8 protein-coding genes are annotated in these 9,036 nt (G+C 72.5%); 3 read left to right on the forward strand and 5 right to left on the reverse strand.

The genetic code is table 11. The annotated features are described in order from the left end of the window. Positions 1 to 283: 283 nt before the first annotated feature. Positions 284 to 505, reverse strand: coding sequence for an I78 family peptidase inhibitor (locus VIU94_RS15275; protein WP_331911719.1), 222 nt, complete (start codon positions 503 to 505; stop codon positions 284 to 286). Between the two features lie 331 nt (positions 506 to 836). Between VIU94_RS15275 and ctaD the strand changes: the two genes are divergently transcribed. Next, entirely contained in the window at positions 837 to 2,537 is a 1,701-nt protein-coding gene (gene ctaD, locus VIU94_RS15280) for an aa3-type cytochrome oxidase subunit I (protein WP_331911721.1), read from the forward strand. Here ctaD and VIU94_RS15285 read toward each other — a convergent pair. From VIU94_RS15285 to VIU94_RS15300, 4 genes are all read right to left on the reverse strand, one after another. Continuing rightward, positions 2,503 to 3,462, reverse strand: a complete 960-nt coding sequence (locus tag VIU94_RS15285; RefSeq protein ID WP_331911723.1) for a helix-turn-helix transcriptional regulator — start codon at positions 3,460 to 3,462, stop codon at positions 2,503 to 2,505. The genes ctaD and VIU94_RS15285 overlap by 35 nt on opposite strands. Positions 3,463 to 3,539: 77 nt before the next feature. Then, entirely contained in the window at positions 3,540 to 4,817 is a 1,278-nt protein-coding gene (locus tag VIU94_RS15290) for a glycosyltransferase family 4 protein (RefSeq protein WP_331911725.1), read from the reverse strand. 83 nt (positions 4,818 to 4,900) lie between these two features. Beyond that, complete coding sequence (locus VIU94_RS15295; RefSeq protein ID WP_331911727.1) at positions 4,901 to 6,202, reverse strand: ABC transporter substrate-binding protein; 1,302 nt, start codon at positions 6,200 to 6,202, stop codon at positions 4,901 to 4,903. Further along, the gene (locus tag VIU94_RS15300) at positions 6,180 to 6,698 is read right to left on the reverse strand and encodes an MTB12 C-terminal domain-containing protein (protein WP_331911729.1); all 519 of its coding nucleotides are present in this window, start codon (positions 6,696 to 6,698) and stop codon (positions 6,180 to 6,182) included. Before VIU94_RS15300 ends, VIU94_RS15295 begins: the two co-directional genes overlap by 23 nt. Before the next feature lie 105 nt (positions 6,699 to 6,803). Between VIU94_RS15300 and VIU94_RS15305 the strand changes: the two genes are divergently transcribed. Next, complete coding sequence (locus VIU94_RS15305) at positions 6,804 to 7,211, forward strand: hypothetical protein (protein WP_331911731.1); 408 nt, start codon at positions 6,804 to 6,806, stop codon at positions 7,209 to 7,211. Then, on the forward strand, positions 7,199 to 9,036 hold a 1,838-nt coding region (locus tag VIU94_RS15310; RefSeq protein WP_331911733.1), incomplete at its 3' end, for a branched-chain amino acid ABC transporter permease. The genes VIU94_RS15305 and VIU94_RS15310, both read left to right, overlap by 13 nt.

Consider the following 9,036-nt stretch of genomic DNA (forward strand, 5'->3'; position numbering starts at 1 on the left):
CACCGGCCAGCTGGCCTCCCAGTCGCGCGCCCACGCGCACGGGCACGGCCAGTCGCACGGCCATGGGCACGCGCCGCGCTCGGAGCGGACCCCGGTCACTCCGGCGGGCAGCCGTCGACCGCCGCGTTCACGTCCGGCGACGGGCGGCTGACGCCCGGTACGACCCGCGGGGCGGTACGCACAGGCCGTCCCCCGCCACGGCGAAGGCCCCGGCTCCGGCCGGGGCCTTCGGCGTCAGCGTCTCGACGTCTCGACGTCTCGACGTTCGAAGGGGGCTCGGGACTCAGCCGAGCCAGCAGCGCAGCACGGTGTTCTCGTTCTCGTCCACCTCGAAATTGATCCGGCCCGAGAGGTACTCCATGGTGATGATCGAGCCGGGCGCGAGGGAGCGGACGGTGGTCCATCCTCGGCTTCTCGCGAGCTGTTCCGCGCCGTCCGCATCGAGGCCGACATAGGCCTCCGGGCTGTCTTGGGGCGGTGTGGGAGAGGTCGGTATCGGTGCCATGCCCCTCACGTTAGGCGGACTCGCACGGTGACGGAAGCGGGGTCCCGGAGAGATGTCGCAGCATGCTCCCATGCCACACCTGTCACGCTTCTGTCACAGCTCGCCGACAAGTGCCCAACAGGTGTTTGACACGAACAACGTCACTCGTACGGGGAGTTTCTCGCCGGTTCTCCGGTAATTCCGCCCCGCTTCCGGGACATCTCTCACAGGGTTGCGCGAATTGCCGGAACCGGTGCCTCCGGAGAATTGCCGGCCGTCCGTTTCCACCTGGCATTCACGTCTCCCCCGCAGAACGCACACGATTCCCCGACGGACGACCGGAGGCAGCCTCATGGGGACCGAGACGGCGACGGCGGGCGTCGAACCGCCGGCGCTCGGGCGCAAGCCCCGGCGGCGGGGCCGGGCCCTGGTCGGTTGGCTGACCACCACCGACCACAAGCGGATCGGGCACCTCTACCTGATCACGTCGTTCGCGTTCTTCCTGCTGGCCGGGCTGATGGCGATGCTGATGCGCGCCGAGCTGGCCCGCCCGGGCCTCCAGCTGATCAGCAGCGACCAGTTCAACCAGGCCTTCACCCTGCACGGCACGATCATGCTGCTGCTCTTCGCGACCCCGACCTTCGCCGGCTTCGCCAACGAGCTGGTGCCACTGCAGATCGGGGCGCCCGACGTGGCGTTCCCCCGGCTGAACATGTTCTCGTACTGGCTGTTCCTCTTCGGCGGCCTGATGGTGATCGGCGGTCTGTTCGTGCCGAGCGGCGCGGCGAGCTTCGGCTGGACCGCGTACGCCCCGCTGAACGGCCTGGAGCGGTCCCCCGGCGTCGGCGCCGACCTGTGGATCATGGGCCTGGCGCTCTCCGGCTTCGGCACGATCCTGACCTCGGTGAACTTCCTGGCCACCATCATCGGGATGCGCGCCCCGGGGATGACGATGTTCCGGATGCCGATCTTCACCTGGAACGTGCTGTTCACGACGATCCTGGTCCTGGTGGCCTTCCCGGTGCTCGCGGCCGCGCTGCTGGTGCTCGAGTCCGACCGACGGCTCGGCTCGGTGGTGTTCCACGCCGAGTTCGGCGGGGCGCTGCTGTGGCAGCACCTGTTCTGGTTCTTCGGCCACCCCGAGGTCTACATCATCGCCCTGCCGTTCTTCGGCATCGTGACGGAGATCCTGCCGGTCTTCTCGCGCAAGCCGATCTTCGGCTACCTCACCCTGATCGGCGCGACCATGGCGATCACGGGTCTGTCGGTGGTGGTGTGGGCGCACCACATGTTCGCGACGGGCGCGGTGCTGCTGCCGTTCTTCTCCCTGCTGTCGTTCCTGATCGCGGTGCCGACCGGGGTGAAGTTCTTCAACTGGACCGGGACCATGCTCAAGGGCTCGCTGAGCTTCGAGACGCCGATGCTGTGGGCGATCGGCTTCCTGGTGTCGTTCCTGTTCGGCGGGCTGACCGGGGTGATCCTCGCGTCGCCGCCGATGGACTTCCAGGTCACCGACTCGTACTTCGTGGTGGCGCACTTCCACTACACGGTCTTCGGCACGGTCGCCTTCGCGACGTTCGCCGGCTTCTACTTCTGGTGGCCCAAGTTCACCGGCCGGATGCTCGACGAGCAGCTGGGCCGGCTGCACTTCTGGACGCTGTTCGTCGGCTTCCACACCACGTTCCTGGTGCAGCACTGGCTCGGCGCGGAGGGCATGCCGCGGCGGTACGCGGACTACCTGGCGGTCGACGGCTTCACCACGCTGAACACCATCTCGACGATCGGCGCGTTCCTGCTGGGCGCGTCGACGCTGCCGTTCCTCTACAACGTCTGGAAGACCCAGAAGTACGGGGCGAAGGTGGAGGTCGACGACCCGTGGGGGTACGGGCGCTCGCTGGAGTGGGCGACCTCCTGCCCGCCGCCCCGGCACAACTTCCACGCGGTGCCGCGGATCCGCTCCGAGTCCCCCGCGTTCGACCTGCACCACCCCGAGTACGCGGCCTTCGAGCAGGCCCGGCTCACCGTTCCAGAGCGCGCGACAGACGGTCCCTGAGGACGCGGATCCGCTCGTCGAGCTCAGGCGGGTCGAGCACCTCGAACTCGAAGCCCATCAGCGCCACATGGATCACCATCACGTCCAGGCTGTGCGCGCCGGTGCGCAGCAGGCAGCGGTCCGGGCCGTCCGCCTCCAGGACGCCGTCCATCGGCCCGACGACCCGCTCGGCCTCCGCGAGCGGCGCATGGAGCCTGACGACCGCCTCGGCGGCGTACGCGGCGCCGGACACGCCCTTGGCGACGTAGGCCGCCAGATCGGCGGCGGGCGGCTCGCGCGGCGGGAACCGCGGGCCGTGCGGCGGCGTGGGCGTGATCCGGTCGGCCCGGAAGGTGCGCCAGCCGTCCCGGTCCACGTCCCAGGCGACCAGGTACCAGCGGCGCTCGGTGCACACCAGACGGTGCGGCTCGACGGTGCGGCGGGTGGCGGCCCCGTGGTGGTCGCGGTACTCGAAGCGGAGCCGCTCGCTGTCCCGGCAGGCGTTGGCCAGCTCGGTGAGGACGGAGGGGTCGAGCTGGGCGGCGGGGGTGCGCAGCATCGGCACGGTGAAGGCGTGCAGCGTGCTCACCCGCCGCCGCAGCCGCGCGGGCAGCACCTGCTCCAGCTTGGCCAGGGCGCGCACGGAGGTCTCGCCGATGCCCTCGATGCCCTGCCCGGCGGCCGTGCGCAGCCCCACGGCGACCGCTACGGCCTCCTCGTCGTCGAGCAGCAGCGGCGGCAACTCGGCCCCCGCACCGAGCTGATACCCGCCGCCGGTGCCGGGACTGGCGTTGACCGGGTACCCGAGCTCCCGCAGCCGGTCGACGTCCCGCCGCACCGTCCGCGACGTCACCCCGAGCCGGTCGGCCAGCGCGGACCCGGACCATTCACGGTGCGTCTGAAGCAGCGAGAGCAGACGCAGCAGTCGTGCGGAGGTCTCCAACATGCGCCCGAGTCTGCCAGCCATCGCGGACAGGTACGGTCCGCGAGCGGGCCAGGAGACCGGCGCGGACCGGAGTTGGCCTACCGCTTGCGACGCAGGAAGTCCGCCGCCTTGTAGCGGATCGCGTAGGCCGCGTCGAGGATCGTGCCGCGGAGTTGGTGGAGGGCGTCTCGGGTGCGGCTGCGGGTGCGGCCGGTTTCGCCTCGGGCGACCAGTTCGGTCCACAGGGTCTCGTGGAGGGCGGCGATCCGGACCGGGTCGAAGCGCTCCGAGGCCGTGCGCGCGGCCCGGGCGGCAGCCGCACGGAGCTCGTCGTCGTCGATCAGCTCCAGGAGTGCGCCGGCGACCGCGTCCACGTCGCCGACCGGGACGAGCCGGCCGTCCACGCCGTCCTCGATGATCTCGCGCGGGCCGTGCGGGCAGTCCGTGGAGACGACCGGAAGTCCGCAGCGCATCGCCTCGACGATGGTCATCCCGAACGACTCCAGGCGGGAGGTCACCGCCGCGATCGAGCCCTTCGCCCACTCCGGCTCCATCGGGTTGGCCGTGCCCATGAGGGTCACGTTCTCCCCGATCCCGAGCTCCGCGATCTGCCGCTCCAGCGCCCCGCGCTCGTTGCCGGTGGCGTCCCCGGTGCCGTAGATCCGCAGCCGCCAGTCCGGCCGGGCCGCGACCACCTTGGCGAAGGCGTCGACCAGCACGTCGTACCGCTTCACCCGGGTCAGCCGGCCCGCCGCGACGACGACCTTCGACGCCGGGTCAGCGGCCGGCACGGCGGGCGCGGGCACGCTGTTGGGCACCGACTCGATCCGCACCCCGGGCAGCTTCAGCCGGGTCCGGTACGAGCGGGCGTCGGCCTCCGTGACCGTGGTGACCGCGTCGAGCAGCACGTACCGGTGGCCGATCTCGCGCCGCAGCCGGTACCCGTGGCCGTCCAGGGTCAGGTGCTCCTGGCCGACCCGGACCGGGCCGCGCCGGGTCTGCCGCGCGATGTGGACGTTCAGGCCGGGCCGGGTGCCGACGACGACGTCCGCCCGGAGGTTCTTCAGGTGCGCGGCGAGACGCTCGTCGGTCAGCCGGCTGTACTGCTTCCAGCGGCCGTCGCCGCGCGGGAAGACCCGGGCCGGCTTCGTGTAGTCCGGGTGGTTCCCGTCGTACTCCGGGCTGTTCTTCCGCAGGTCGACGAGGTGACGCATCGTCACCCCCGCGGGCGCGCCGAGCATCGGCTCGTCGCGGTGCCGGAAGACGGAGACGATCTCCACCTCGTGACGCTCCGCCAGCACCTGGGCGAGGTTGAACGTGGTGCGGATCGTGCCGCCGATGCCGTAGGCGTTGTGCAGCAGAAAGGAAATGCGCATGGCGCTTGACGCGCCTCCCCCGTCGAGAACGTCAGTTGTGGAAATGGTCTGCAGGCGACTGTACTGCCCCGGCCGGGCGGGCTTCACGGCCGGTAGGGGATCTGCGGCACGGTCGCACAGTCGGCAGTCATCCCTCCACTCTGTGTCACCCAGCCGTGGTTGTCCTGCCACCGGGCGACGGACAGACACGTCTTCCGGGTCTTCGGCGGCTCCTTCAGGTGCTCGAAGCGCACCGGCAGCAGCAGTCCGTCGGCGGTGTACGGCTCCGGCCGGTTCAGGTACCGCTCTACGCACGCCCGGGTGAGATCCGTGCCGCAGGACTTCGCGGCGTCGGCGAACCACTTCGCCGCCGCCCAGCCCTCCAGTTGCCACTGGGCCAGCGGCCGGCCCTTCAGCGTCCCCCGAATCGCCTCGCGGAACTCCCGGACCGCCGGGTGGTCCGTGTCCTCGTAATTGCGGCTGGAGCCGGTGACCCACAGGGCATTGCGGCAGACGGGCGACTTCGCGTACTCGTCGGCGACGGCCGCGTTCCAGTTCTGCACGTTGGTCACCTTGGCGGTGACCCGGACCCCGGCCTCGTCCATCGCCTCGCACAGCCGGGCGTTGCCGTGGCTGTCCAGCGCGTCGAAGACGAGGTCGGCGTGCTGGGCGCGCAGATCGGCGGCGACGGCACGGTAGTTGGGCAGCGCGAAGTCGACCTGCTCGGTGACCACCTTGTACCCCTCCGCGCGCAGCCCCTCGACGATCAGCCGCGCGTACGCGGCGGAGGCGGCCTGGTTGTACGAGACGACTGCGGCGGTGCCGGCGCCGTGCTCGGCCTTGAAGTAGCGGTAGACCTCGGTCCCGCCGTACAGGACGCCGTTCCAGCCGGGCGAGGCGCCCGTGCGCGGGGCGAGGCTGCCGTAGATCCCGTACAGGTGCGGATAGGTGTCGTACGCGGGGCCGAGCGGCTGACCGCCGATGTCGGGGACGCCCGCCCGGTCGACGAGCGGGGCGCCCGCGTAGTCCAGGGCGGTGGTGGCGACGAGCGCGAACACCTTCTTCTCGTCGAGGAGTTCGTGTACGCAGGCGGTGTTGCCGATGCCGCTGCCACCGTCGTCGCAGGTGACCGGCTCGATCCGGCGGCCGTTCAGCCCGCCGTCGGCGTTCAGCGCGGCGAAGTAGGCGAGCGCGCCGTCGCGCGGGCCGGTGAAGGCGTCGCCGCCGACGGGGCTGGTGGCGCTGGCGATGATGCCGACGCGGAGCGGCTCGCCGCCGGCGGGGGTCGTGGGCCGGGTTCCGAAGGCGGACTCGGGCAGACGGCTGCCGCAGGCCGTGGCGAGCCCGAGCGGCACGGCGAGCAGCAGCGTCAGGAGCAGTGCCTCAGCACCCCGGAACGGCCGCATTGCCGCTCTGCTTCACCAGGGCGCACAGCGTCTGGACGGAGACCTTCCAGGTGCCGTCCTGCTCGACCGAGGTCCCCTTGGCGTTCGGGACCGCGGGGGCTCCGCCGACCAGCAGGTCGTACGTCACGTCGGCCTTGTCGACGGCGGTGAAGGAGACGGCGGTCACCTTCGCGGAGGCCTTGGCCGCGTTCGGGTCGCTGCCGAAGGCGGCCAGCACCGGCCGCATCTGCTCGCCGTTCTCCAGGACCGCGACCCTGTCGTCCACCGACGTGTTCGGGTTGAAGAACACGGTCCAGTTCTTGGCGATCTCCGCCTTGGCGGCGACCGGGTCGGCCGGCGCGTCCGTCTGCGCCTGCGTCTGCGTCGGGGTCGGCGACGTGCCGCCCGAGTCGTTCCCGTCGTCGGAGCAGCCCACGGCGACCGGGGTGACGACCAGGACCGCGGCGGCCGCGAGGGCCGCGAGGCGGGAGCGTCCGCCGACTCTGCTGAGAACCATCTGGCTCACCACCGGGTGTCCGTTCAGGCCGCCTGGCCTGATGATGATTCCAGGGTGAGCCGGTTCCCGGCATAGTGCAAAGCAAGACGCGGGGAGGTCCCGTCCGTGCCGACGCGCAGGGTGCTGCTGTGGGCCGGGCTCGCGGCGGTCGCCGCGGGCGCGGTGCTGTGCGCGGTCGGCTGGTACGGCGTCTCGGGCGAGCGCTTCGCCGAACGGCAGCTGCCGTGGCTGGCGTCCGGGACGGTGCCGGGTGCGGCGCTGATCGTTGCGGGCGCGGTGCTGATGGCGACGGGTTTCCAAGCGGGCGGGCCCGCCACGGAGGACATCGCGCCGGAGGCCGAGCCGGGGTCCGAGCCGCCGGGGCCGTCCTCGACCGAGCCGCCGGTACGGGTGCCCGGCGGGACGCTGGCGCACCGCCCCGACTGCCCGCTGGTGGCGGGGAGACCGGAGGCCGTGCCGGTGGGGGACGAGGCGCTCGACCCCTGTCCGGTGTGTGAGCCGTGGCCTCGCTGACGTACGAGCTGACGCTCGCCGGTCTCGCGATCGGCAGCGCGGCGGCGCTCACCGGGATCGGACTGATCGTCACGTACCGCGCGACCGGGGTGCTGAACCTCGCCCACGGCGCGATCGCGATGATCTGCGCGTACGTGCTGCGGCAGTTCGTGGTCGAGTGGGGGTGGCCGCTGCCGCTGGGGGCGGCCGTGACGCTGCTCGTGGTGGCTCCGGGGATCGGTGTGGTCCTGGACCGCGTGGTCTTCCGCCCGCTGGCGCTGACCGGCTCCGATCCGGCGCGGACCCTGGTCGCCTCGATCGGCGTGTTCGTCCTCCTCGTGGGCGCGGCGGCGCTGTTGTGGGGCACGGGGGCGCGGGACGACGCGCCGGTGCTCCTCGGCGACGACCCGTGGGCCCCGCTCGGGACGGTGGTACTGCTCGCGTGCCTGGTCGGGGCGGTGACGCGGTGGTCCCGGTTCGGTCGGGAGCTGCGTGCCGTGGTGGACAACCGGCCGCTGGCGGTACTGGGCGGGATCGACGCGGACCGGGTGGCGGCGGTGGGGTGGGCGTTCGGCTCGTTCACGGCGGGGCTCACGGGCGTGCTGCTCGCGCCGTACGTCCGACTGGACCCGTACGGGATGCCGCTGCTGGTCGTCGAGGTGATCGCGGTCGCGGTGGCGGCCCGGATGCGGAGCCTGCCGGTGGCGATCGGGGCGGCGCTCGCGATCGGCGTGGCGCAGGCACAGATGACGAGGCTGCATCCGGAGGGGTGGGCGGGGCCGCTGGTGCAGGCGGTCGGGGCGAACCTGTTCGTGGTGGCCCTGCTGGTGGCGGCGCTGCTGCTGCCGGGCGTGGGGACGCGGGACAGCCTTCCGCCGCCGACGGCGCCGACGCGCACGCCGCCGGGGGTGTGGCCGGTGGTGGCTGCGCTCTTCCTGCTCCCGCTGGGATTCGCAGGCTCGGACCTGCGGACGTCGATGCAGATCCCGGCACTGGCGATCGTGCTGCTGTCGCTGGTGACGGTGACGGGACGGGCCGGCCAGATCGCGCTGGGCCAAGCGGCGTACGCGGGCCTGGGCGCGCTGCTGACCGGGGTACTGGCGGGGGCGGGCCTGCCGGAGGCGACGGCGCTCGTACTGGCGGTGGCGATGGTGGCCGTGACGGGCTTGTTGACGGGCTGGCCGGCGATCCGCCGCCGGGGGCTTGCACTGGCGCTGGCGACGCTGGCGGTCGGGGTGGCGGTGAGCCGCTTCGTCTTCGCACAGCCGTACGCGACGGCGGGCCTGTCGCTGGACCGCCCGACGGGCTTCGAGGACGACCGCGCGTTCTACGCCCTGGAGCTGGCCGTACTGGCCGGCTGCCTGCTCGTGGTGGCGGCGCTCCGCCGAGGCCGCACGGGCCGCGCCCTGGCGGCCCTCCGGGACCACGAGCAGGGCGCGGAGGCGGCGGGGGTTGCGGTGGCCCGCCTGAAACTCCTGGCCTTCGTCCTGGGCGCGGCCCTGGCAGCCCTGGGCGGCGGCCTGCTGGGCATGTCCCTCCGCGCCTTCGACCCAGAGGCCTACGACCCCGTCCGAGCCCTGCTGTGGTTCGCCGCCATCGCAGTCCTGGGCGCCGACAACCTCCTCTCCCCCTTGATCGCCGCCGCCCTCCTGGTCTCCCTGGACGCGGGCCCCAGAGGCGGCCTGGCAGCCGCCCTCATCGGCGTCCTGGCGGCTCTGATCGCCCGAGTACCGCCGCTGACGGGGTGGCTGGGGGCGGGGGGCAGCGGGGCCGGGGCGGGCAGGGCGCGGATGGGAGGGGCGGGCAGGGCGCGCCGGAGGGGCGAGGCGGGGGCGTCGGCACTCTG

Origin of the sequence: Streptomyces sp. (assembly GCF_036566765.1) — a bacterium.
GTDB lineage: Bacteria > Actinomycetota > Actinomycetes > Streptomycetales > Streptomycetaceae > Streptomyces.

Bases quoted from the DNA above. Each gene is read 5' to 3' on its own strand.
- VIU94_RS15275 (WP_331911719.1), bottom strand. From the start codon at position 505: ATGGCACCGATACCGACCTCTCCCACACCGCCCCAAGACAGCCCGGAG.
- ctaD (WP_331911721.1), top strand. From the start codon at position 837: ATGGGGACCGAGACGGCGACGGCGGGCGTCGAACCGCCGGCGCTCGGG.
- VIU94_RS15285 (WP_331911723.1), bottom strand. From the start codon at position 3,462: ATGTTGGAGACCTCCGCACGACTGCTGCGTCTGCTCTCGCTGCTTCAG.
- VIU94_RS15290 (WP_331911725.1), bottom strand. From the start codon at position 4,817: ATGCGCATTTCCTTTCTGCTGCACAACGCCTACGGCATCGGCGGCACG.
- VIU94_RS15295 (WP_331911727.1), bottom strand. From the start codon at position 6,202: ATGCGGCCGTTCCGGGGTGCTGAGGCACTGCTCCTGACGCTGCTGCTC.
- VIU94_RS15300 (WP_331911729.1), bottom strand. From the start codon at position 6,698: ATGGTTCTCAGCAGAGTCGGCGGACGCTCCCGCCTCGCGGCCCTCGCG.